This window comes from Nonomuraea sp. NPDC052129, from assembly GCF_040680095.1.
Taxonomy (GTDB): domain Bacteria; phylum Actinomycetota; class Actinomycetes; order Streptosporangiales; family Streptosporangiaceae; genus Nonomuraea.
This window is the reverse complement of the sequence record NZ_JBFAVX010000002.1, coordinates 68,146-91,658: the sequence shown is the minus strand read 5'-3', so window position 1 is coordinate 91,658 and position 23,513 is coordinate 68,146. Positions and strand designations below refer to the sequence as shown.

The window sequence follows — 23,513 nt, the reverse complement described above, 5'->3', positions numbered from 1 at the left end:
TCTCGGGGGAGATGGCAGGACCGCTCTGATCATCTGGCTAGGGTTGGCGTCATGATTCTGCGCCATGTGACGATCGACTGCACCGAACCGTACGAGCTGGGAACCTTCTGGAGCCAGGTGACCGGGTGGCCGTTGTCCGACGAGGACGAGCCGGGTGACCCCGAGGTGCTCGTCGTGGCGCCCTCGCCCGTGCCGGGCCTGCTGTTCATCCGGGTGCCGGAGGGCAAGACGGTGAAGAACCGGATCCACTTCGACTGGATGCCGACCGACCGGACCCGCGACGAGGAGGTGGAGCGCATCATCTCCCTTGGGGCGAAGTTGCACGAGGACCACCGCAAGGCTGACGGGCGCGGTTGGGTGACACTGCGCGACCCTGAGGGCAACGAGTTCTGTGTTGAGCGCAGCGAGGCCGAGCGCGCCAGTTGAGCTGATCAGACACCTTGCCCACCGCATGGGGCGGCCCGCCGCACCTCAAGTTCCCTGAGGGTTGGTGCTGCGGCGTCTGACCACGATGCGTTCGGCCCAGCTCGCCGCCTCCGGGTCGTGCAGGCCCTCCACCACGCCGCCCAGGTACGCCGTGCCGAGGCTGTCGAACCCGCTGTCGAGCTGTCTCATCCTGCTGGCCTGACGCCGCTCGACGGCCTGGAGGTACTGGGCGACGCTCTCCGCGTACCCGGCGTCTCGCTGGTAGTCGGCCTGGGCGGCGGCGCAGGCCGACGCCTCGGCGTCGCGTTTGGCGCGCAGCTCACGCAGTCGGCGGTCGTTGGGGTTGTGCATCCTGCGCCCCAGGTCGGCGGCGATCAGCGCGGTGGCCACGAGCAGGGCGAGCAGCAGGATCATGGTGGGCAGGAGGCCGACGCCCGAGGAGGTGGGCCCGATCTCCTGGCCGTCCACGACCAGCGGCTTGACCAGGGCCTCGCGGCGAAGCACGGCCACGGCGACGATCAGGCCGAGCCAGACGAGCGCGATTCCGATCAGCAGCCAGCGTCCCTTGGCGGGGCTGCCGTTCTCCTGCCAGGCCCGGAACGACCTGCCGTACATGTGCGGCGCGACCAGCATGATCAACGCGGCGCCCGCCGCGAGCAGGGCGGTCATCGCCACGCTGTCGCCCCAGTTCAGGATCACCTGGTAGAGGATGGGCACCTCGACGATCAGCAGGAGCAGCAGGAGCAGCGCGGCAGGCAGCCAGCGGCGTACGACCGGCCAGCGGCTGCCGGACAGCGCGATGGAGCTCGGGCGGCCGTCGCCGGGGCGCCGGCTCGGCTGCTCCAGCTCGCGCACCCGGCGCTGGGTGTCGTCGAGGGCCTGCCGGGCCTCCCCGAACGTGCGCTGTGACTCGGTCAGCTTGATCTTCTGTGCCTCGAACTCGGCGCGGGCCTGCTGGATCTCGCGCTCGGTGAGGTTCTCGATCTGGGCCAGTTCGGCCAGGCGCTCGTCCTCCAGCTCGTGGAAGCGCGGCACGCTGCCGGTTTCGAGGGTGAGCGTGTCGATCTGGCCGTCGGTGGCGTGGGCGCGGCCCAGCTCGCGTTCCTCGCGGCGGCGCTGCGCCCAGTCGGGCAGGTGGTAGAGGTCTCCGTCGTACGCGACGGCGGGGGCGATACGGGCGACCTGGCGTGGCTCGTCGGATTCGTCCCCGTGCTCGTCCCCGTGCTCGTGCTCGTTCCGGCGAGTGAAGCGCATGCGGCCTCCAACGCGGTCCTGTCTTTCGATGCTAATCGCCGGGAATGCGGAACAATGGCGTCGTGAGTGAATTGCCGGTGATCGATATCTCACCGCTCCTGCTCTCCAAGGACGCGGGCTTTCGGGATAAGGGCGTCGTGGCGGAGCGGATCGGCGCCGCCTGCCGGGACAGCGGCTTCTTCTACGTCTCCGGCCACGGGGTCTCCCCCGAGCTCGTCGCCCGCCTCGACGCGGCGGCCAGGAGGTTCTTCGAGCTGCCAGTCGAGGTGAAGAACGAGATCTCGATGGAGCGCGGCGGCCGGGCCTGGCGCGGGTTCTTCCCGGTCGGCGACGAGCTGACCTCGGGCCGGCCGGACCAGAAGGAAGGCGTCTACTTCGGCGCCGAGGAGCCCGCGAGCGAGCTGCCATTGCACGGCCCGAACCTGTTCCCCGAGCAGGTGCCCGAGCTGCGCGCGGCCGTACTTGACTACCTCGGCACGATGACCGGCGTCGCCCAGGCCGTCATGTCGGGGATCGCGCTCAGCCTGGAATTGCCTGAGGACTATTTCCGCACCGGCTACACAACCGATCCGACCATCCTTTTCCGGATATTTCACTATCCGCCTGCGGTGCCGAACAAGGACGAGTGGGGCGTCGGCGAGCACACCGACTATGGGCTGCTCACCCTCCTGCTCCAGGACGGCAACGAGGGACTCCAGGTCCACACCTCTAGCGGCTGGATCGACGCGCCACCGCTGCCGGGCACGTTCGTCTGCAACATCGGCGACATGCTGGACAAGCTGACCGGGGGCCTCTACCGGTCCACTCCGCACCGGGTACGCAACCTGAGCGGCAACGAGCGCCTGAGTTATCCGTTCTTCTTCGATCCCGGGTGGGATTGTGAGGTGCCGCCACTTCCGTACACACCTGGCGGCCGCGCGCGCTGGGACGGGCAGGATTTGCGGGCGTTCAGCGGCACTTATGGGGACTATCTCCTCGCGAAAGTGTCCAAGGTCTTTCCCCATCTCGCCGAGGCGCTTGCGAAGTAATACGCGAAAACCCCGGCGCGGTGGCCGAGGTTTCATGAATTAACTACACAGAGTAATGATGGTAATTTTCCTCGCAGCCCGGGTCGACGTCGAGGACCTCGACGGTGGCCTCCTGGCCCACCTCGGCGATCCCCCCGAGATGGTCGATGTGTTTCCAGGACTACGATGCCGGCACAGGCCGTCATCGCCACGCGTTCCAAGTTGCCGATCGATGGCGTTCGCGATCACCTCGTCGGCGCCCTCGACAGCGTGCCGGCAGATCATCGCAGCCCTGACATTGTCGTGCCACATGCGGGCCATGAAGTGCTTGAGTCCCGTGCCGGACTCATATGGCCAATCTCCATTCAGGGCTGCCATCTACTTCCGGCCAGAGGTGCGCTACGCGCGCTGTCTCGGAAGCTACAAGCTCGTTTACTCTCTGCCACAAGTCGACTACTCACTGTTAGCTACTGGGTGTCTGTCATCCGCAGACTCCCCGAGAGCAAGGAGTAGTCATGAAGCACCTCACCCGCCACGCGGCAGTGGTCGTGGCCGCCCTGGCGGCCGCCACCGGGCTCGCGCTACCGACCACCACCGCGCACGCGGCCGAGTCCTACGCGTGCCCCCGAGTCGTAGGGGTCTGCGTCTGGACCGAGCCGGGCGGCCAGGGCGATCTAAGGCTGCTGTGGGACGATACGCCCTACATCGCCCCGCCCGTGCGCAGTGCACAGAACCAGACCCCGGAACCCTGGTGTTTCTACAACGCGCCGGGCTACCAGGGCAATGAGCGCAGGGAGGTCGCGCGCAACGAGACCGTGGCCGACTTCGGCTTCGACGCCCTGTCCGCCAAGCAGGGTCCCTGCCAATGGGGTTAGTGCTCCCGTCCGCCCTGCCGCCACTTCGGTAGGCGGGCATCGCGGGAGTAGCTTCTCCGTCGCATGAGACCGTGCCGCCGGGCCCATCGAAAAGGGTCCGGCGGCACACCCATTAAGTGGATTCCCGCACCACGAGGCGGGTCGGGACGATGACCGACGTGGTGTGCCGACCTTCCAGCCTCGACAGCAGCAGCCTGGCCAGCGCCATGGCCTGCTCCGCGACCGGGGCCTGGACCGTGGTGAGGGACGGAGTGGTGCAGGCGGCCGCGTCTATGTCGTCGAAGCCCGCGATCGCCAGGTCGTCAGGCACCCGCCGGCCCGCCTGACGGGCCGCGCGCAGCGCGCCGATCGCCAGGTGGTCGGAGGTGGCGAAGACGGCGTCCAGCCGGGGGTTGTCCGCGAGCAGGCGCCGCGCCGCCGCCGCGCCCGACTCCAGGGTGGGGTCGGCGGTGGCGATCAAGGGGTGCGCGCCCGCCCGTTCGAGCGCGCTCCGGTGGCCCGTCAGGCGGTCCTGGACCGTGACCAGGTCCAGGGGGCCGCAGATGATGCCCAACTGGCGGCGGCCGGCGGCCAGGAGGTGGTTCGTCGCCGCCGCCGCGCCACCGATGTTGTCCACGTCCACGTAAGGGACCAGAGAGGCGACCGGCGGCTTGCCGAGCAGGACCAGCGGCAGGCCCGTGCGGGCCAGGCTCTCGGTCAGCGGGCCGGTCCGGTCCGGCATGGCGAGGATGACACCATCCACCAGCCGGGCCTCGACGTGCTGGACAATGCGCCGGTGGCTCTCCGCCGTGTCGGCGAGCATGAGCGTGATCCGCTTGCCCGCCCCTTCCAGGACGCTCGTGACGTACTGGACGACGGCCGCGGTCAGCGCCTCACCACCGGGCCTGGGCGCGGACAGGACCAGCGCGATCGACTCCGTGCGGCGCGTGACCAGGCTGCGGGCCGCCGCGTTGGGGACGTAGCCCAGCTCCTGTACGGCGCGCAGCACGCTGGCGCGGGCCTCGGAACTGACCGACGCCTCGCCGTTCATGACGCGGGACGCCGTGGCCCTGGAGACCGAGGCGCGGGCGGCGACGGTCTCCAGCGTGGGCCGTTTCGGGCGGCTCTCGCCCAGGCCGTTGCGCTTGATGACGTCGCGGTACCAGTGGGCGCTGTCCTTCGGCCGCCGTCGCTGGGTGGCGAAGTCGACGTGGTAGACGCCGAACTTGCGCTGGTACCCGTCGGCCCATTCCAGGCAGTCGAGCAATGACCAGAGCAGATATCCGCTGACCCGCGCGCCCTCCTCGATCGACACCCGGAGTGCCCGCAGGTGCTCCTCGATGAAATTGATCCTGTCGACGTCGTGAATGCCGTCGCCCGATATCACGTCGACGAAATCGGCGCCGTTCTCGGTGAGCATCAGCTGGGTTTCTGGATATTCCCGGGAAAGGCGGCGGAGCAGCAGCGGGAGTGCGTCCGGGACGATCGGCCAGCCCATCGCGGTCACCGCTGTGGGCACGGTGCAGAAGAGAATTCCCGCGCTTCCCGGATAGGCCGGGTCGGCGGGCTGGCTCGGCTGGGCCTGTACGACGGTCGGCGCGTAGTAATTGACGCCGAGCAGGTCGATCGGCTGGGAAATGGTGGCCAGGTCGCCGTCCTGGATGTGGTCGAGGCCCGCGGCCCGCTCGATGACCGGGAGCAGCTCGGCGGGATAGGAGCCGCGCAGCACGGGCTCCAGGAACTGCCGGTGCAGCAGCGTGTCGATCCTGGCCACCGCCTCCGCGTCCTCCTCCGGCAGCTCCATCGACAGGTCGCCGACCTGGCCAGGCGTCATGACGGGGCCGAAGTTGAGCACCAGCCCCACCTTGGACGGGCGCAGCGCCCGGGTCGCGAGCCCGTGCGCCAGCAGCAGGTGGTGCGCGCTTCTGAAGGCGTCGCCCGCCGAGGTGCGGCCCGGCGCGTGAATGCCGGAGCCGTAACCGAGAAAGGCCGCCACCCACGGCTCGTTGACCGTGAACCAGGTGTCGACGCGGTCGCCCAGCCGGTCGTGCACGACCCGCGCGTAGTCGGCGAAATGGGCGGCCGTGTCGCGGACCGCCCAGCCGCCCTTGTCCTCCAACGCCTGCGGCAGATCCCAGTGGTAGAGCGTCGCGTACGGCTTTATGCCCGCGCCGAGTAATTCGTCGACCAGCTTCTCGTAGAAATCCAGCCCGGCGGCGTTGATCCGCCCCGAGCCATCGGGGACCACCCGCGGCCAGCTCACCGAGAAACGGTAGGCGGTCACGCCCAGGTCTTTCAGCAGGCCGATGTCCTCGACATATCTGTGGTAATGGTCGCAGGCGGCCTGCGAATCGGAAAAGGTGTCCCAGATGGACGGTCCCCGGCCGTCGGCCACATTGGCGCCCTCAATTTGATAGGCGGACGTCGAGACGCCCCAGACGAAATTCTCGGGAAAGGCTGCGCTGCTCACTTGCCCAGTATCCTCCGGTGAAAGATCGAGCGCCCAGTCTCCCCCGGCGCGCTCGTCGCGCGCCAGCCGGGACAGGCTGTATACAGGGCGCGTGGAACTGGACCGGCTGGATCGTGACATCATCGCGGCGCTCGTCGACGACGCCCGCCAGACCTATGCGGAGATCGGGCAGCGGGTCGCCCTGAGCGCGTCGGCCGTGAAGCGCCGGGTCGACCGGCTGCGCGATGCCGGGGCGATCACCGGGTTCAGCGCCAGGGTGGCGCCGCAGGCGCTTGGCTGGACCACCGAGGCGTACGTCGAGCTGTTCTGCCAGGGCAAGACCAAGCCGTCCGACATCGCGCTGGCCGTGGCCAAGTGCCCGGAGGTCGTCGCGGCGGCCACGATCACCGGGGAGGCCGACGCGCTGGTGCACATCCGGGCCACGGACGTACGGCACGTCGAGCGGGTGATCGAGCGGCTGGCCGCCGAGGCGTTCGTGGTGCGGACCAAGAGCTCGATCGTGCTGTCGCGGCTCGTCGACCTGCCGCCGGGAGCCATCCCCGAGGTGCCGCCCACCAGCGGTGCCCTGCCGGAATCGGACCCGTTCGGGGGTGCCGTACCGGGTGAGCGCAACAGAACGCAGGTCGGTGGCTGAGACTCGCAACAGACCCGCGCGTACACGCAATGTCAACCCCTTGGCCTGCGCAAACATAAATTTCTAGGCTGTCTTCGTCCCCTCCGGGGACATTTCCCGACGACCCCGACGGAGACCTGCATGCCCAAGCACTTCCTCATGTGCCGCCCGGAATACTTCACGGTCGAGTACGCGATCAACCCGTGGATGCATCCCGAGGCCGACACCGACCGCGATCTCGTGATCCGGCAGTGGGAGGGCCTCAAGTCGGCTTATGAGAGCCTCGGGCACCAGGTCAGCCTCATCGATCCCGTCGAAGGGCTGCCCGACATGGTGTTCGCCGCGAACGGCGCCCTGGTCGTCGGCGGGCGCGTCTACGGTGCCAGGTTCGCCTTCCCGGAGCGGGCCGCCGAGGGTCCGGCCTACCTGCGCTGGTTCGCCGAGAACGGCTTCCCGGTCAAGGAGCCGGTGCACGTCAACGAGGGCGAGGGTGACTTCCTCACGCTCGACGACGTCATCCTGGCCGGCACCGGCTTCCGTACGAACCTGGCGGCGCACCAGGAGGCGCAGGAGTTCACCGGCCGGCCGGTGATCTCGCTGACGCTGGTGGACCCGCGTTTCTACCACCTCGACACGGCGCTGTTCCCGATCGACGGCCGCAACGTCGCCTACTACCCCGCCGCCTTCTCCGAGGGCAGCCGCGCGGTGCTGGCCCGGCTGTTCCCGGACGCGGTGCTCGCGACCGACACCGACGCCGAGGTCCTCGGGTTGAACGCGGTCAGCGACGGCACCCATGTGGTGATCAACGCCGAGGCGGGCGACCTCCAGCTGGAGCTCAAGCGGCGCGGCTACGAGCCGATCCCCGTCGACCTGTCAGAGCTGCGCAAGGCAGGCGGCGGCCCCAAGTGCTGCACGCTGGAGATCCGGGGGGAGAACTGAGATGAGCACCACCCAAGAGCTGATCGACGTAAGCGAGCGCCGTAGCGCGCACAACTACCACCCGCTGCCCGTGGTCATCCACGAGGCACACGGCGCGTGGGTGACCGACGTCGAGGGCAAGCGTTACCTGGACTGCCTGTCCGGCTACTCCTCGCTCAACTTCGGGCACGGCAACCCGAAGATCATCCAGGCGGCTCAGGAGCAGCTGAAGAACCTGACGCTGACCAGCCGGGCGTTCTATCACGACCAGTTCGCCACGTTCTGTGCCGGGCTCGGCGACCTCACCGGCAAGGACATGATCCTGCCGATGAACACCGGCGCCGAGGCCGTCGAGACCGCCGTCAAGGTCGCCCGCAAGTGGGGCTACGAGGTCAAGGGCGTCCGGCCGGAGCAGGCCAACATCATCGTGATGGAGGACAACTTCCACGGCCGGACGACCACGATCGTCAGTTTCTCCACCGACCCCGACGCCCGCGACAATTTCGGCCCCTACACCCCGGGATTCCGGATCGTGAAGTACGGCTCGGTCGAGGCGATCAGGGAGGCCATCGACGCCGACACGGTGGCGGTGCTGCTGGAGCCCATCCAGGGCGAGGCCGGGGTGCTGGTGCCACCGGACGGCTACCTCCCGCAGGTGCGGGAGCTGTGCACCGCCGAGGGGATCCTGATGATCGCCGACGAGATCCAGTCGGGTCTCGGGCGCACCGGCAAGACGTTCGCCTGTGACCACGAGGGCGTCGTGCCCGACATGTACGTCCTGGGCAAGGCCCTCGGCGGCGGCGTCGTACCGGTCTCGGCGATCGCCGCGAACGCGGACATCCTCGGCGTGATCAAGCCGGGCCAGCACGGCTCCACCTTCGGCGGCAACCCGCTGGCCTGCGCGGTCGGCAACGCGGTGATCGAGATCCTCAACACCGGCGAGTTCCAGGCCAGGGCGACCGAGCTCGGCGAGGTGCTGCATGCCCGGCTGCGCGAGCTGATCGGCCACGGTGTGGTGACGGTACGCGGGCGCGGGCTGTGGGCGGGCGTCGACATCGACCCGTCGCTGGCCAGCGGGCGCGAGCTCTCCAAGGCGCTGATGGCGCGCGGCGTGCTGGCCAAGGACACGCACGGCTCCACGATCCGGCTGGCGCCGCCGATCGTGATCTCGGAGGAGGACCTCGTCTGGGCGGTCGACCAGCTCGCCGACGCGCTGGCCTCCTTCGGTCAGAACTAGAGACCACATCTGGAAACAGGTACGGCCCGCGCATCCACTCCGGGGCGCGGGCCGTACTGGTTCAGCCGGTCTTCGTAGGGACTGGGGCCGGCGGCTCAGTGGTGACCGAGTCGGTCGTCGGCTCAGCGGTGGCCGAGTCGGTCGGCTCAGCGGTGGGCGGGACGGTCGTATCGGCAGGAGGCGCAACGGTGACCGTGGCGGTCACCTCGACAGTGGGCGGGGCGGTCGGCTGTCCGGTGGAGTCCGCCGTCGCGCCGGGTTGGGGCATGCAGGAGGAGTCCTTCTCCGCCTTACCCGCTTGCTCCGGCAGCCGGTTCCCGACAGCCACCTTCAGCTGGGCCGTCAGGGCGAGCACGCTGCCCACCGGCGCGCCGGCGGCCTTGACGTCCACGACCGTTTGCCGCTCCCCCAGCAGCACGTGCGTGTCCCGATCGAAGATCAGCTGCTCCAGGATCCCCTGCGACTCCCTGCCCAGGGCCACCCCCTGGCGCCCGGCGGAGTCCTCGACCCCGTCGGCCACCCGCACCCCCGGGATCTCCTTGGCCGCCTCGAACAGCGCGTCACGCTGCGCCTTGGGCATGTACGTCTCCCTGACCAGGTCGCCCGCCGAGACGAACGCCTCCCGGTCGGCCTCCCCCTTGCCGCCGGACTGCGCGGACTGCCGCTTGTAGAGGGATGCCCGCATCGCCGCCGGGTCGTCCGGCAGCGTGCTCAGGTAGGCGTAGTCGGTACGGAAGGCCGCGAGCCGGTCCGGGCAGGAGGCCAGTTGCATCCAACTCTCCCCCTTCCACTTGCGTGCCTCCTCGGGCAGCGGCTCGCCCGGGCATGGCTTGGGCTTGAGCCCCGCGATGAGCAGCAGGCCGTCGGCGCTCGCGTCGGCCGACTGCCAGATCTCGCGGTGCGTCCGGTAGAGATAGCGGGTCATCTTGCCGCTGGTCTGCGTGAACGAGCTGTACATCGTGTCGGACGCGACCATGATGAACTGCCCCGGCCTGGGCTGCAGCTCACCGTCCGACACGGCCGCCGACTGGGTGGCGGCCGACGTGGCCACTCCCAGCTTCGGCTGCTGCGCCGACAGAGCCACGGCCACGCCCCCGACAAGAGCGACCGTCACCCCGAACGCGGCCGCGGCCTGCCAGCCCAGCTTCGGAAAGCGAAACCCGCGCCCCTCGCGGGCCTCGCGCAGCAATGTCGCTGTCGTATTCGCCGCTCTCACGTCGTGTTCCTCGGATACTTTGAACGTATCCCCCGCCGAGGGCCAGCCCAGCAGGTCCGGCTCCGGGTCACCGGCGTCCGACCCCACGCCGACTCCCACAGAGACGGCCACGCCGTCGCCCTCACCGACTGGGCCGTGCGCTGACGGGACGTGCAAAATCAAGGTCGCTGTGGGAGACGTCGTGACAGTGCCAAAAATGTACGGCCTCGGGCCCATCGAGGTGACAGCGATCACCGGCGGCGCGGTCGAGATGGTCGCGCCGCTGACAGGGTCGGGCTACAGCATTTCGGGCTGTAACGGTGGCGGCATTGTGTCGTCGGAGGGTGGCGGCGTCCGGCTGAGCTGCGACCAGGGAACCGTCGCGACCATCAACGACGCCATGACCCTGAAGGTCGTCAAGATCCGCGACACCGTCGCCCTCCTCCGTATCGAACCCGCAGGGTGACGTACGGCTGGGCCTTCCCCCACGGGAGTGGACACGCGTTGGGGTGTGTCATGCGGCCAGTGTCAGGCCGCCACACCTTCGTCGTCGAGGACGCGAAGTCCTGCCTGGCCACGTCAGGGCGGGTCTGCACGGCACGCACATCCGCATCCCATGTCGCCCACGCCCTCACTGCGATATCGAGTCGGCCTGGGTGATCGCTAGGGCGACAACCAGCCAAACCGGATCGGGCAATGCTGACATGTCTCTCTTCGGACAATGAACTGCTCAGATGTGCCGATGACATACTATACCGTATAGTATGGTCGCTGGATGGGGACTGGCCATGCCGGCGTGGGCGATCTTGTCCTCAACGTGTGGATGCCGAAACGCAGGCAGGCAATGGATGGGCGACGCGCCGGTCCTGATGCCCATAAGGAGAAAGACAGGTGCGTGACGCGATCGGCTGTGCGCGTTCAGGAGCGGAAGAGTGTGCGGCGCAGAGTGGCGCAGTCAGCCACGGCGCTGATGTCGGCGGCCCAGGACTTCCCGCGTGTGAACAACGCCTACGTCTCCCGTCCGCACCGCTTTTGGTTGCTCTGCGGTGACCCCGGTGTACGGCATGCAATTCACCCCCGAAGGCCCACACCCCGACGACGCGTTCACCAACGCGCTGGACAAGCACGACCTGGGGGATTTGTGATCCGTGTAGAGATTCTGGACACGTCACCGATATTCGCGTTGGGCCTGACGCACATCCTCTCCGACGCCGGGATGAAGGTCCTCGACGTGCGGAACTCGCTGACCGAGTGCATTCCCTGGCTGGCGGACGCCCTTCTGATCGATCCGGACGCGTTGCCGGACGTCTTCGGTTCCATCTCCCGTTTCTCAGCGCACACGTCCGTCGTCGTGCTGCCCTGGAATCAGTCGTCCATGGACGACTCCTACCTGCTAGCCGGCGCCTCACTGGTGCTCAGCAAGGCCGCGCCCGGTGACGTGCTCGTGCGCGGAATCCGCGCGGTCACCACCGGGCCGTCGGCCAGGCGCGCCGAGCAGCCCCACCCGGCCGGCCAACTGGCCCTGACCGAACGGGAGAGGGAAGTGCTCCGCCGCATCTCTCAAGGGCTGACCCACGGCCAGATCGCCACCCGTCTAGGCCTCAGCAGGCACACCGTAGACACCTACGTCAAGCGTCTACGCACCAAACTCGGCGTCGGCAACAAGGCCGAGCTCACCCGAGCCGCCCTGCTGGGCCAGGTCGCCGGGGACGGCTGACCGGCGCGTCGCACGTTTGCGGGACCAGTCCACTCACCCGGCACCCCGAGCTGTGCCCCCGCATGGAAGCCGAGGCACGGCGAGGAGAGCACACGGACGCCCCGGACGTCAGGGACGCGCATTCCCCATGCACACCTTGTCGGCGTCCCCGCCCAGGTCGGGAACGCCGATGTTGCTGCTGAACTTGCCTGCCACCAGCGTCCGGGCCGCAACGTAGGGCTTCGGGGTCCCGAAGCCCATGTAGCGCCAGACGATCGCGTCCACCGACAGGTTGTTGTCGTACGACACGATCGAGCCGAACGTGAACTCGAAATCTCTCAACGAGAAACAGGCATTGGTGCTCCCGCTGGCGATCCGGTCGCCACCGAAGTTGGGCTGGTCGTAGATGCAGAGCCGGTTCACCGGGCATGAGAGGGCGGCTGTGGCGGGCGACGCCGTCACCAGCATGCCTCCCGCCGCGAAGAGCAGTGCCGAAGCGGCAATCGCGGTTTTCCTCTTCCACGTCATGTGGATTCCTCCTGGAGAATACGATCTAGGAATATGTTTGACACTGACTGACGCCTTCGACGTCCTCCGAGCGGAGCAGCCGATGCTCAGCGGAAATGGTTGAACGCGATGCCGTTGGTGAGGGACGTGATTCCGCTCTGCACTCCGTCGATTTTGACCGTGTGCCCCGACACGTGTTTCACGTACACCCGCATGAGGAACGTCCGGGTGCCGCAGGCGGCGTCGATCGGGATGCCGGACAGTGCGGAGTAGCCGACGGAATGATGCGCGTCGTCGGTGATGGTCCGGCGGGCGGACGTGCTGTGCGTGCGGCAGGTGTGACCGGTCGTGTCGAGCTGGATGAATTCGAAGCGCGTGTCCACGACCGCGTTCTTGCCGCGCGGGTAGGCCTCCATCTCGTCGGTGCATGAGGAGGTTCCCCGGTAGCACGTCGTCAGTTCGACGTTCGCCCGGGCCGAGACGGTGACCGCGCCCAGGTGGGCCTGCCACTTGTGGACCGGGGTGCCGTCGTCGTAGAAGACCCAGGCGTCCCGCCGGGCCGGGCCGCCACCGACATAGGTGCAGGAGGCGGTGAGGTCGTCGCTCTCGCAGGCGGGGTTCTGCCACCAGCGCGCGCCGGTCTGATCGGTGTCGTCGGCTTCCAGCCAGGTGCTGCCCGCGACCGCGGTCAGGTGGTAGGTGCCCTCCAGGGTCGAGTAGGCCGTGCCCTGGAGCACACAGGTGTAGACGCCCGCCGTCGGCGCGGTGAAGAGCAGGTCCGCGTAGAGCGGCAGATGGCCCGGGATCGCGTACGTGGCGGTATCGCTGCCCTCGTGGTTGCGGGCCGACGCCGCGACGACGGACACCGTGGCCCCCGCCGCGTTCAGGCACCTGACGCGCTGGGTCAGGCCGACGATGCCGGTTGTGGTGCTGGTGGCTTCCAGCCGGCCCCGCAGGTGCCGTTTCTCCCCGGCGGCCAGCGTCATCGTCCGCCGGACCAGGTCGACCGTGGCGTTCCGGGGGATGTTCTTGTCAGCCGCCAGAGTGACACGGGTGATGCTCCCGTCGCCCGTGCCGGCCGCGTCGGCCGGAGCGGACCCGAGCAGTGCCGGCGCCATCGCCAGGGCGGCGACGAGTGCCCCGCGGACGAATGTCGTCGTGGTCGTGGTCATGCGCGTATCGGCCCGCCTCTTCTGGGCGCCGTCCACGGCGGTCGGCGCGGTGCTGTTCGCCGGTCCACTCAGCCGGCACCCGGAGCCGTGCCCCCGCATGGAAGCGGGGTCACGGCGAGGAGAGAACGCGGACGCCCGGGTCGGGAGACGCCCGCCGGGCGTCAGGGACGCGCCGACCCCATGCACACCTTGTCGTACGAGGCGAGGCCCAGGTTGGGGTCGCCGATGTTGCTGCTGAACTTGCCGACCACCAGCGTGCGGATGACGGTGTACCTGCCCCAATCGACATGGCGCCAGACGAGCCCGTCCACCGGCAGGTTGTTGTCGTACGACACGATCGCGCCGAACCTGAAATCTTGCGGTTCGAAACAGGCATTGGTGCTTCCGGTGATGATCCGGTTGCCTTCGAAGTTGGGCTTGTCCCAGATGCAGAGCCGGTTCGCCGGGCAAGGGCCGTCGGCGGCGGCGGGCGATGCCGTCACCAGCATGCCCCCACCGCGAAGAGCAGTGCCGAAGCGGCAATCGCGGTCTTCTTCTTCCAAGTCAGGGGATTTCTCCTGTCGTGCTGAGCTCATATGGAGGCATAGTCCGCCGATCAAACCTTTCCAGCCACCGGCGGGACCCCGATCCTTCTGTACCGATGCCCTGATTATCCGGGTATGAGTTAAAAGTAGGGAGCCCACAAAAAGGGTCTTGACCTTGCCGACGGTGAGCTGTAAGAGCTCGGCGATCTCGGAGTTGAAGATGCCCTTGCCGATGAAGGTGAGCACCTCGCGCTCGCACCGGGTGAAGTCGTCGACGCGCGGCCGGGGCCGCCCAAGCGGCGGCAGGCGGTCAGCCACGCCAGCGTCCGCTCCACAACCAGCGGCGAGAGATGATGTTGAAGCCGCGCTGGTCCGCAGGCTGGCGCGCGGCACTGGCCGCGGTCGCCGAAGACGCGCAGCCGGAGCAGGCCCGCGCCGCCCTCGCGGCCCTTAGCTGAGCCGCCACGCCAGGAGGCCCTCCGCAGCCCGCTGGGCCGTGAAGCCGGCCGCGTCAAGCTCGGCGTCGAGCCGCCCCCTGCCGGGCCGGTGGCTGACGCTCACCACCTCGTCCTCGCTGATCAGCACCCCCCGCTGCCTGATCTGGTAGAGGAAGCGCCACCTGACGGTCTCGCCCGCCGCCTCCAGCACCTGTCCCCAGATCTCGTACGTGTGCCTGCCGACCTGGTACGACCCCATGCGCTCGAGCTCGCCCGGGACGGAAGGAGGTGGTTCGCGGTGGTTGAACACCAGGAGCCCGCCGGGTTCGAGCTGCCTGGCCAGGACCTCCCAGAGCCGCTCCCGCTCGGCGGCGTCGAAGCCGTGCAGGACCGAGATCATCACGATGGCCTCGACCGGCTCGTCGACCTCCACGTCGAGCGCGCCGCACGGCAGGACGGTCACGCGGGACAGCAGGTCGGCGCGCTCGGCCAGGCGGGAGACCAGGACCGAGCGCATGCCGAGCGACGGTTCGACGGCATAGATCTCCGCCGGCGTCTCCCACGCGATCAGCTCGGTGATCAGGCCGGTGCCGGCCCCGATCTCCATGATGCTCCGGCCGATGCCGCTGAGCAGCGGCGGGAGGAGCCGGCGTACTTCCGGGACGTGCCCATCCTCGTGCCACAGGTCGTAGAAGGGCACGGCGACGGAGTACTGGTCATGGTACACAAAAGCCAACGATAACCGTTTTCACGGAATCCGTACAGAATCGATGTGCTTGACCGCGTCACCCGATGATTCGTACCAGTCCAATTCGCCAGGGAGGGTCAGCGTGGCCACGGCGTTCTGGAACCACGGCCCGGCGATGACCTCCCAGCGAAACGGCGGGCGCGGAATGCGGGCCAGCCGCGCCAGCAGCCCGCCGACCAGCGTGGCCAGGCCGAACTGGCTGAACACGTTGGCCCAGCGCAGCACCGGGCTGAGCGGGTTGCGGATCGGCGAGCAGACGACCTGGTAGATCGGCCGGCCGTTGACCTTGGCCAGGTAGGAGTAGTGCACGTCGCCGGACAGGACCAGCACCGGCTTGCCGACCTCGACCAGCAACCGGGCCAGGTCCTCGAACGAGCGGCGGAAGGCCGCCCAGTGCTCCAGGTCGATCGCCTGCCGGAACCGCTCCGAGAACCGCGCGACTAACCGGCCCCACTTGCCGTCGCAGAGCGCCTCGTTCCAGTTCTGTACGAAGTGGACGCCCTCGGGCAGCAGGAACGGGATCGACGAGCCGATGACCAGCCGCTCGGCCGGCTTGGCGACCTCTTCCCGCAGCCAGGCCCACTCGACCGGGTCGAGCATCCGCCGGTCGCCCGGGGTGAGCTGCCTGGCGCAGCGGGTGTCGACCATGATCAGGCGGGTGTCGCCGAGTTCGCGGGAGTAGCTCCACCGGTTGCTGCTCGGGTCGGCGTCGGCCCGCTCGGCGAAGGCGTCGAGCGCGTCGCCGCCCTCGCCCTTCAGCAGGCCGGCCAGCAGCGCGTCGTCCGCCCGCTCGGCCGGCGACAGGTTGCCGAGGTGCTGGTAGACCCAGTAGGCGCCGAGCCCGGCGATCACCCGGCGCTTCCACCAGGAGGTCGCGGCCATCTGCTCGCGCCATGTCTGTGAGGTGTTCCAGTCGTCGCGCAGGTCGTGGTCATCGAAGATCATCGCGGTGGGCACGGTGGACAGCGCCCACCGGATCTCCGGCTCGGTCCACGCCTGGCGGTAGAGCTCGGCGTACTCCTCGAAGTCGGCGATCTCCTTCTGCGGCTCGCTGTTCCTGCGCGCGGCGATGAACTCCAGCATCTCGGGCGACGGGTTGTCGGCGTAGACCTGATCGCCGAGGAGCAGCAGCAGGTCCGGCCACTCCTCGGGGCCGGCGTCCTTGAGGTGCGAGCCGTAGGAGCGCAGCACGTCCTCGCCGTGGGTCAGGACGTACGTGCCGTCGTGGGGCACGCTCGTACGGCAGGAGCCGAACGCCAGCCGGCTCGGCCCCTCCGCCGGGAACAACCTGATCCGACTGGGTGGCCAGCCTTCCAGCGGCCAGACCCGCTCTTCCCCTATCTTGACCACGTACGAGTCGACGTCCTCGGTCAGGCCGAGCAGATCGACGATCGCGTAGTGATGTCCGTGGACGGTGAACGTGGACGAGGTGAAGGCGCGGCCCGCGGCCTCCACGGTGACCACGCCGGGTTCGCCGACCTCCGCCCAGATCGAGGCGCTGGCTGAATCGACGTAACGCAGCATGGGCCCGACGACCAGTGCGGGCATCAATCCCCCAGATTCGACAGTTCGGCACACTTGCCGGGGCAAGCCTGCCAGAGTGGCGCGTTTGCAGCATCCCGCTCAGCGCATGTAATTGATGACAGCAGATCGCCTTGGATACGGCAATCCGAAAACCGTAGGCGGCGATAAACGCCGCGCTCTAGGATGATCGTGACACGAACGCCCAAACAAGGCAGGCAATGGCGCCTGTCTTACGTACCGGGCGTAGACAACAGGAGGACTCCCTTCCATGACCGTCATGGTGCCGTCAAGGACGCCGGCCCTGATCACACCTGGCCGCCAGGCCCTCGATTCGGCTCTCCACCAGCTGGACCAAGCCGCCGAACATCTCCGGCTCGACGCCGGGCTCCGCACGATGCTCGCCACGCCGCGCCGATCACTGACCGTCTCGGTCCCCGTGCGCCGCGAGGACGGGCACATGGACGTCGTACAGGGCTTCCGGGTCCAGCACAACGTCTCACGCGGGCCCGCCAAGGGCGGCCTCCGCTTCCACCCCAGCACCGACATCCATGAGGTCACCGCGCTCGCGATGTGGATGACGTGGAAGTGCGCGCTGGTCGGCATCCCGTACGGCGGCGCCAAGGGCGGCGTGGCCGTGGACCCGACCGAGCTCACCCAGCGCGAGCTGGAGCGCGTGACCCGCCGCTACGTCAACGAGATCCTTCCGATGATCGGCCCGGAGAAGGACATCCCGGCCCCTGACGTCGGCACCGACGAGCAGACCATGGCCTGGATCATGGACACCTACAGCGTCAACACCGGCTACTCGGTGCCCGGCGTGGTCACCGGCAAGCCGCTGACGCTGGGCGGCTCGCTCGGCCGGACCGGCTCGACCTCGCGCGGCGTCCAGATCGCCGCCATGTGCGCGCTCGGCCGCTCGCCCGAAGGCGTGACGGTGGCCGTACAGGGGTTCGGCAAGGTGGGCGCCCCGGCCGCGCAATACCTCTCCGACGCCGGCTGCACGGTGGTCGCCGTGTCCGACGCGACGGGCGCGGTGTACGCCCCCGGCGGGCTCGACATCGCCGACCTGCGCGCCTGGGCCGCCGAGTCGGGCGGCGTGTCCGGCTACCGCCACGCGGACGCCCTTGACCATGCCGAGCTGTTCGAGCTGGACGTGGATGTGCTGGTGCCCGCGGCCCTGGAGGGGGCGATCACCGCCGAGAACGCGCCGCGGATCCGCGCCCGCCTGATCGTGGAGGGCGCCAACGGACCCACCACGCCGGAGGCGGACGAGATCCTGGCCGCGGGCGGCACGATCGTGGTGCCCGACATCCTGGCCAACGCGGGCGGGGTGATCGTGTCGTACCTGGAGTGGGTGCAGAACATGCAGGCCTACTCCTGGAGCGGCGGCGAGGTGGAGCTGAAGCTGCGCGAGCTGATGGAGGGCGCCTACGCCGAGGTGCGTTCGCTGGCCACGGCCCGCGACCTCACCCTGCGGCAGGCGGCGCACGTCATCGGCGTCGGCCGGGTGGCGGAGGCGCACCAGATGCGCGGCCTCTACCCGTGACGGCCTGAACTTTAGTAGGCCCTGAGGTATCCCTAGGTTCGATGCCCGTGCCTCCACCGGCCCGCCATGGTGGAGGCATGAGGGGATTTCTGGGAGTGATCGCGGTCATTCAGGGGTTGGGCGGATTCGTGGCGCGGGTCTTCTTCGACACCGAATGGGGCCTGCTGCACAGGTTGTTCGACATCCCGACCCCCGTGTACCTCGCGGTCGCGGCAGCCGGCGTCGCCCTGCTCATCTGGAGCGACCAGGACCGCACCCCCCAATAGGGACACCAGCCACCACAGACCGTCACAGAGACCGAGACGGTCGCGTGACGAACCCCCGGGGGCCTCTAGCGACCCTCATAGAGGCGGTAGGTGGCCAGGATGTTCAGCCGGTGCAGGTCGCGGCAGAGCTGAAGCATGCCGGCCTGAGCCAGTTCCCGTGGCACCGCGTAGGCCGTGAGCGCCGCCGACAGCGCCGGGTCCAGCCGCTCCGCCCACGGGTTCGAGCAGACGGCGAACGTCTCCTCCAGGCTCCGCCCGGCCGCCACGCTCGCGGCGACCTCGTCGTGGAGCACCTCCAGGTAGCCGACGAGCGCGTCGATGGCCGCGTGCCCGTCACCCATCGGCCCGTGACCCGGCACGATCGTGTCCAGATCGGGCAGCGCCTCACGCATCCGGCGCAGTGAGGCCAGGTAGGGCTCGGGTCCGCCCTGCAACAGCATGTGCGCGGTGCCCGCGTGGCAGAGGAAGTTGCCGGTCCACGCGGTGCGGGTGTCGGGGACGTACACGACGGTGTCGCCGGGGCCGTTGCCCGGACCGAAGTGGTGGAGCTGGACCAGCCGCCCGCCCAGGTCGATCTCGGCGTAGGAGTCGAACACCACGTCCGGGGTACGCCACTGGCTGACCTCGTCGAGCAGCCCGTCGTCGCCGTACATGTTGGCGGACCTGATCTCCTTCTCGTACGCGAGGTCGGACATCTCGCTCTTGTTCCGCCGCGACGAGACGACGACCACCTCGGCGGGGAACGCCGCGTTCCCGAACGTGTGGTCGCCGTGATACGTGGTGTTGACCAGGTAGCGCACGGGCTTGGCCGTCAGCTCGGCGGCGAGGCGCTGGATCTGATGGGAGATCGCGGGCGTGATGCCCGCGTCGACCACCAGCGCGGCGTCGCGGCCGGTGATGAGGCCGTTGTTGTCCTTGGGCGGGATGCCGGCCATCAGCGCGTGCACACCGTCGGCGAAGGCGTGCGGAGCCAGCTCCAGGCCGACCGGTGACAGGTTGGGCCCGCCGTATCCCTCGGGCCGCTCGGCGATCTCGCGTTCCGGAATTCTGGACTTGGACATCTTCTGCTCCTCTCGGCTGCTGCTAAAATAATAGAACACTCGATTATTTTACAAGTGATTGGATGGCCCTTGTGGAGACGACGACAGGCCGACGCGGCCCGGGCCGCCCGCCCAAGGCCGAGGCGGGAGACACCAAGGCGGCCCTGCTCGACGCCGCGTTGCGGCTGTTCGCGCGGCACGGCTACGCGGGCACCTCGATCAGGGCGATCGCCCGCGAGGTGGGGCTGAGCGAGAGCGTCCTGTACGCGCACTTCCCCGGCAAGCAGGCGATCTACGAAGCGGCGATGTCCCTGGCCGGGCCGCAGGTGGCACTGGTCGCCCTGGGCGGCGAGGGCCCCGGCGACGACCCGGCGGAGTTCGTCCGCGCGTTCGCCGACCGCGTGCTGGCCGCCTGGGACACACCTCAGGCCAGGCAGAGCATCAGCCTGGTCTCCCGCGACGGGCTGATCCACGACGAGATGCTCGGCCTGGGCATCGAGCGGGCGCTGGCGGGCTTGGCGGAGGTGTTCACGCGCTGGCTGGCTGAAGGGCGGGTGCGCGACGATCTGGGGTCGCCGGACGATCTCGCGTACTCGCTGCTGGGCCCGATAGCGCACGCCCGCGTGCTGTGGCTGCACGACGGGGCCACGCCGGAGCAGCGCGAGCTGGCCCGGCGGCGGACGACGGCGCACGCCGCCCTGTTCGCCCGCGCGATCACGCCCTGATCGGCCCGCCCGCGGCGAAGCCTGTTCAGCAGCAGGCTTTGGATCTAACGTGCGAATTGCCCCCTGCATCAAGGAGCCGTCCATGAGCAGCGTCGAGCAGTTCGGCTACCGCCAGGAGCTTCAGCGTTCCCTGGGCTTCGCGGATCTGATGATCTACGGCTTGATCTTCATGGTGCCGATCGCGCCGTTCGGCATCTTCGGCAACGTCTTCGCCCTGTCCGGTGGGATGGTGGCTCTCGCCTACATGATCGGGCTGGTCGCGATGGCGTTCAGCGGGCTGTCGTACGCGCAGATGGCCAGGGCCTTCCCGATGGCCGGCTCGGTCTACACCTACGCTGGCCGCGGCATCGCGCCGCCCGTCGGATTCATGGCCGGGTGGGCGATCCTGCTCGACTACCTGCTGGTCCCGGCACTGCTCTACCTGGTGGCGAGCACGGCCATGAACTCGTTCGTGCCGGCGGTGCCGGTGTGGCTGTGGCTCGTCGCCTTCGTGCTGCTCAACACCGTGGTGAACTATTTCGGCATCCAGATGACGGCGCGCATCACCCGGATCATGCTGGTGGCCGAGCTGCTCGTGCTGGCGATCTTCCTGGTCGTCGGCGGCATCGCGCTGGCGCAGGGCAAGGCCACGACGGGCGCGCTGACCCCTGTCTACGACTCCTCGAGCTTCTCCTGGACGCTGGTGTTCGGGGCGGCCTCGGTGGCGGTGCTGTCGTTCCTCGGCTTCGACGGCATCTCGACGCTGGCCGAGGAGAACCGCGAGGACGCGCGGCGGCTGGGCCGGTCCATGGTGGCCGCGCTGGCGCTGGCCGCGGTGCTGTTCGTGGTGCAGACCTGGGTCGCGGCCCTGCTCGTGCCCGACCGGGCCGCCCTCCTGGCCCCAGGGGCCCAGCTGGGCAATGCCTTCTACGACCTGGCCTCGTACGCCGGTGGCGCCTGGCTGGGTGTGTTGTGCGCGGTCGCGACGGCCATCGCCTGGGGTTTCGCCAACTCGCTGGTCGCGCAGGCGGCCACCTCGCGGCTGCTGTTCGCGATGGCGCGGGACCGGCAGTTACCCTCGTTCCTGGCCCGTATCGACCCCAAGCACAAGGTGCCGGTGAACGCCACGTTCGCGGTCGCGGTCGTCTCGCTGCTGCTCGGTGTCGGCATGAGCCTCTACGACAAGGGCATCGACCTGCTCAGCACCATGGTCAACTTCGGCGCGATGACCGCGTTCCTGCTGCTGCACGTGGCTGTCGTGGTGCACTACGTGGTGCGGCGGCGCAGCCGCGACTGGCTGGCGCACCTCGTCGTGCCGGTGGTCGGCTTCGCCGTGCTGGTCCTCGTCGTCATCAACGCCGACGTCGCGGCCCAGCGGCTCGGCTTCATCTGGCTCGGCATCGGGCTGCTCGCCACGATCGCGCTCTATGTCCTGGGCCGCAAGCCCGTCCTGCCCTCGGAGGTCTCGTGAACGTCGTCTCCTATCGTCCCTCTCCGGAGGAGTTCGGTTACACCTTCGGCGGGCGCGCCCCCGTGGGCAAGGTGACGCCGGGCACGATCCTCGAACTGTTCACCGAGGACTGCTTCGGCGGCCGGGTCCGCACGGTCGACGACCTGCCGTCGCGGGTATGCGAATTCCCCTACCTGAACCCCGTCACCGGCCCCTTCCACGTGACGGGCGCCGAGCCCGGCGACACGCTGGCGTTGCACTTCGTCTCGATCACTCCGGCGAGGGACTGGGCGGTCTCCACCACGTTCCCGCACTTCGGCGCGCTGACCGGCACGCACACCACCGCCATGCTGCAGCCACCGCTGGAGGAGCGGGTCTGGCGCTACGACCTCGACACCGCCAAGGGCGTCGCCGTCTACCACGCCCGCAACAGCGACTACAGCGTGGAACTGCCGCTCGACCCGATGCACGGCACGGTCGGCGTCGCGCCCGCCGCGAACGAGTCGCGGATGACGATCACACCCGACGCGCACGGCGGCAACATGGACACCCCCGAGCTGCGCGCCGGCGTCACCGTCTACCTGGGCGTCAACGTGGCGGGCGGCCTGTTCTCCATCGGCGACGGCCACGGCCGGCAGGGCCACGGCGAGGTGTGCGGCACCGCGGTCGAGGCCGCCATGAACACGGTCGTGGCGGTCGAGCTGATCAAGGGGGTGGCGACGCCCTGGCCGCGGCTGGAGGATGATCTGCATCTGATGTCCACCGGATCGGCCCGGCCACTGGAGGACGCCTACCGCATCAGCCAGCACGACCTGGTCACCTGGACGTCGGCGCTGACCGGACTCGACATGCTCGACGCCTACCAGCTGGTCAGCCAGGGCGGGCAGGCACCGGTGGGAAACGTCTGCGACACCAACTACACGATGGTCGCCAAACTTCCCAAGTCCTACCTCGGCACCCCGGCCGCCTACGATTCGGCGCACTCGCGGCTGCGCGCCCTCGGCGCCCAGTACACGGTTGGGTAAACCTTCATGTCGCAGGTCAGAGCACTGATGATCATCTGCCTAGAGTGTACGGGTGCTCAGGATGGTGCTCTCTCTGGCCCTGCTCGATCCGACCGGCCTCGCGGAGGTGCCTCAGCGATCGGTGCCTACGCGCAAGGTGCTGACACCGGACGGCGACCGCCTGGGGTACGCACTGGTCCCCCGCCCCTACACCGGCGTCCAACGGCTCATCGGGGTGCTGCTCGGGCATGATCCGGCCACCCGTACGACCGTGATGTGCGGGGGCACCGTGATCAGGTCGCGCAGCCGCAGCCTGGTGCTGACGGCCGCGCACTGCCTCTACCACGACGGCCGGCCGCTGCGGCAGGTCGTCTTCCTGCCGGGCTTCGACCAGGGGCGGCCGCCGTTCGGCGTCTGGCCGGCCGTGCGAACCTGGGTGCCCGATCAGTGGCGGGGCCGGCCGTACTCCGCCGAGCTGCTGCCGTACGACGTCGGGCTGGTCGGGGTGATGCGGCGCGGCGGCACGCTGGAGGACACGACCGGGCCCGGGCTGCGCACGCTGGCCACCCGCAGGGGTACGTCGCTGCGCGGGCTCGACCTGCTCGGCTACCCGGCGGGGCGGCGGTATCCCGGCACCCGGATGTACCACTGCGTGGGGGACGCCAAAGAGGCCACCGCGCAGGGGCCGGGCGTGCTGGTGACCCAGAACTGCCACGCCCCGTCGGGCGGCAGCGGCGGTCCGGCCGTGTACGGGCAGGAGGTGGCGGGGGTCGTGTCGTCCTCCAGCCCGATGAGCGACGCGGGCGGGTTCACCGTGCTGGCCCGGCTCGGCGGCCGGCCGTTCAGCCGCCTGCTGGCCGGCGCCGACACCTGGATGCGCCACAGGCAGAGCTCATAACGGCGGCCCGGCACAGGCCGCGC

Annotated in this window: 22 protein-coding genes and 1 pseudogene; 14 read left to right on the top strand and 9 right to left on the bottom strand. The window is 69.0% G+C overall.

The genetic code is table 11. From position 1 onward, the window contains the following. The first annotated feature begins 51 nt into the window (after window positions 1-51). The gene (locus AB0L53_RS05320) at window positions 52-426 is read left to right on the top strand and encodes a VOC family protein (RefSeq protein WP_363990616.1); all 375 of its coding nucleotides are present in this window, start codon (window positions 52-54) and stop codon (window positions 424-426) included. A 45-nt stretch (window positions 427-471) separates the two neighbouring features. Here AB0L53_RS05320 and AB0L53_RS05315 read toward each other — a convergent pair whose 3' ends face one another. Continuing rightward, window positions 472-1,680 (bottom strand): hypothetical protein, encoded by a 1,209-nt coding sequence (locus tag AB0L53_RS05315; protein WP_363990613.1) that lies wholly within the window; start codon window positions 1,678-1,680, stop codon window positions 472-474. A 62-nt stretch (window positions 1,681-1,742) separates the two neighbouring features. On the opposite strand from AB0L53_RS05315, the gene AB0L53_RS05310 reads away from it, so the two are divergent. Next, window positions 1,743-2,708 (top strand): 2-oxoglutarate and iron-dependent oxygenase domain-containing protein, encoded by a 966-nt coding sequence (locus tag AB0L53_RS05310; protein ID WP_363990610.1) that lies wholly within the window; start codon window positions 1,743-1,745, stop codon window positions 2,706-2,708. Window positions 2,709-3,202: 494 nt separating this feature from the next. Further along, window positions 3,203-3,562, top strand: coding sequence for a peptidase inhibitor family I36 protein (locus AB0L53_RS05305; RefSeq protein ID WP_363990608.1), 360 nt, complete (start codon window positions 3,203-3,205; stop codon window positions 3,560-3,562). Between the two features lie 112 nt (window positions 3,563-3,674). On the opposite strand, the gene AB0L53_RS05300 is transcribed toward AB0L53_RS05305, so the two are convergent. Next, complete coding sequence (locus AB0L53_RS05300; RefSeq protein ID WP_363990605.1) at window positions 3,675-6,011, bottom strand: GH1 family beta-glucosidase; 2,337 nt, start codon at window positions 6,009-6,011, stop codon at window positions 3,675-3,677. 91 nt (window positions 6,012-6,102) lie between these two features. Between AB0L53_RS05300 and AB0L53_RS05295 the strand changes: the two are divergent. The 3 genes and pseudogenes from AB0L53_RS05295 to rocD form a co-directional block, all read left to right on the top strand. Continuing rightward, window positions 6,103-6,537 (top strand): annotated as a pseudogene (locus AB0L53_RS05295) (Lrp/AsnC family transcriptional regulator); the annotation flags it as partial. Between the two features lie 228 nt (window positions 6,538-6,765). Then, window positions 6,766-7,563, top strand: coding sequence for a dimethylargininase (gene ddaH, locus AB0L53_RS05290; protein ID WP_363990602.1), 798 nt, complete (start codon window positions 6,766-6,768; stop codon window positions 7,561-7,563). A 1-nt stretch (window position 7,564) separates the two neighbouring features. Beyond that, window positions 7,565-8,779: an ornithine--oxo-acid transaminase gene (rocD, locus tag AB0L53_RS05285; RefSeq protein ID WP_363990599.1), complete on the top strand. Its 1,215-nt coding sequence runs from the start codon at window positions 7,565-7,567 to the stop codon at window positions 8,777-8,779. Between the two features lie 61 nt (window positions 8,780-8,840). On the opposite strand, the gene AB0L53_RS05280 is transcribed toward rocD, so the two are convergent. Then, window positions 8,841-10,106 carry a CU044_5270 family protein gene (locus tag AB0L53_RS05280; protein WP_363990597.1) on the bottom strand — a complete coding sequence of 422 codons (1,266 nt, stop codon included), beginning with the start codon at window positions 10,104-10,106 and terminating at the stop codon, window positions 8,841-8,843. 85 nt (window positions 10,107-10,191) lie between these two features. Between AB0L53_RS05280 and AB0L53_RS05275 the strand changes: the two genes are divergently transcribed. Both AB0L53_RS05275 and AB0L53_RS05270 read left to right on the top strand, forming a co-directional pair. After that, window positions 10,192-10,440, top strand: coding sequence for a hypothetical protein (locus tag AB0L53_RS05275; RefSeq protein WP_363990594.1), 249 nt, complete (start codon window positions 10,192-10,194; stop codon window positions 10,438-10,440). A gap of 675 nt (window positions 10,441-11,115) precedes the next feature. Further along, entirely contained in the window at window positions 11,116-11,691 is a 576-nt protein-coding gene (locus AB0L53_RS05270) for a response regulator transcription factor (protein ID WP_363990591.1), read from the top strand. A 108-nt stretch (window positions 11,692-11,799) separates the two neighbouring features. On the opposite strand, the gene AB0L53_RS05265 is transcribed toward AB0L53_RS05270, so the two are convergent. From AB0L53_RS05265 to AB0L53_RS05245, 5 genes are all read right to left on the bottom strand, one after another. Further along, complete coding sequence (locus AB0L53_RS05265; protein WP_363990588.1) at window positions 11,800-12,198, bottom strand: peptidase inhibitor family I36 protein; 399 nt, start codon at window positions 12,196-12,198, stop codon at window positions 11,800-11,802. 86 nt (window positions 12,199-12,284) lie between these two features. Further along, the gene (locus AB0L53_RS05260; protein WP_363990586.1) at window positions 12,285-13,349 is read right to left on the bottom strand and encodes a hypothetical protein; all 1,065 of its coding nucleotides are present in this window, start codon (window positions 13,347-13,349) and stop codon (window positions 12,285-12,287) included. Window positions 13,350-13,510: 161 nt separating this feature from the next. Continuing rightward, entirely contained in the window at window positions 13,511-14,191 is a 681-nt protein-coding gene (locus AB0L53_RS05255) for a peptidase inhibitor family I36 protein (RefSeq protein ID WP_363990583.1), read from the bottom strand. 132 nt (window positions 14,192-14,323) lie between these two features. Next, entirely contained in the window at window positions 14,324-15,037 is a 714-nt protein-coding gene (locus AB0L53_RS05250; protein WP_363990581.1) for a class I SAM-dependent methyltransferase, read from the bottom strand. A 21-nt stretch (window positions 15,038-15,058) separates the two neighbouring features. Beyond that, window positions 15,059-16,606, bottom strand: coding sequence for an alkaline phosphatase D family protein (locus AB0L53_RS05245; RefSeq protein ID WP_363990578.1), 1,548 nt, complete (start codon window positions 16,604-16,606; stop codon window positions 15,059-15,061). A gap of 244 nt (window positions 16,607-16,850) precedes the next feature. Here AB0L53_RS05245 and AB0L53_RS05240 point away from each other — a divergent pair, with 244 nt between their 5' ends. Continuing rightward, entirely contained in the window at window positions 16,851-18,128 is a 1,278-nt protein-coding gene (locus tag AB0L53_RS05240; RefSeq protein ID WP_363990576.1) for a Glu/Leu/Phe/Val dehydrogenase, read from the top strand. Between the two features lie 77 nt (window positions 18,129-18,205). Next, a complete protein-coding gene (locus AB0L53_RS05235) occupies window positions 18,206-18,394 on the top strand; it encodes a hypothetical protein (protein ID WP_363990573.1) in 189 nt (62 codons plus the stop codon). 65 nt (window positions 18,395-18,459) lie between these two features. On the opposite strand, the gene AB0L53_RS05230 is transcribed toward AB0L53_RS05235, so the two are convergent. Then, window positions 18,460-19,455, bottom strand: coding sequence for an MBL fold metallo-hydrolase (locus AB0L53_RS05230; protein ID WP_363990570.1), 996 nt, complete (start codon window positions 19,453-19,455; stop codon window positions 18,460-18,462). Between the two features lie 62 nt (window positions 19,456-19,517). Between AB0L53_RS05230 and AB0L53_RS05225 the strand changes: the two genes are divergently transcribed. From AB0L53_RS05225 to AB0L53_RS05210, 4 genes are all read left to right on the top strand, one after another. Beyond that, window positions 19,518-20,159, top strand: coding sequence for a TetR/AcrR family transcriptional regulator (locus AB0L53_RS05225; RefSeq protein WP_363990567.1), 642 nt, complete (start codon window positions 19,518-19,520; stop codon window positions 20,157-20,159). Between the two features lie 82 nt (window positions 20,160-20,241). Next, window positions 20,242-21,609, top strand: a complete 1,368-nt coding sequence (locus AB0L53_RS05220; RefSeq protein WP_363990565.1) for an APC family permease — start codon at window positions 20,242-20,244, stop codon at window positions 21,607-21,609. Continuing rightward, entirely contained in the window at window positions 21,606-22,613 is a 1,008-nt protein-coding gene (locus AB0L53_RS05215; RefSeq protein ID WP_363990562.1) for an acetamidase/formamidase family protein, read from the top strand. Before AB0L53_RS05220 ends, AB0L53_RS05215 begins: the two co-directional genes overlap by 4 nt. 52 nt (window positions 22,614-22,665) lie before the next feature. Continuing rightward, window positions 22,666-23,490, top strand: coding sequence for a hypothetical protein (locus tag AB0L53_RS05210; RefSeq protein ID WP_363990559.1), 825 nt, complete (start codon window positions 22,666-22,668; stop codon window positions 23,488-23,490). The last annotated feature ends 23 nt before the right edge of the window (window positions 23,491-23,513 follow it).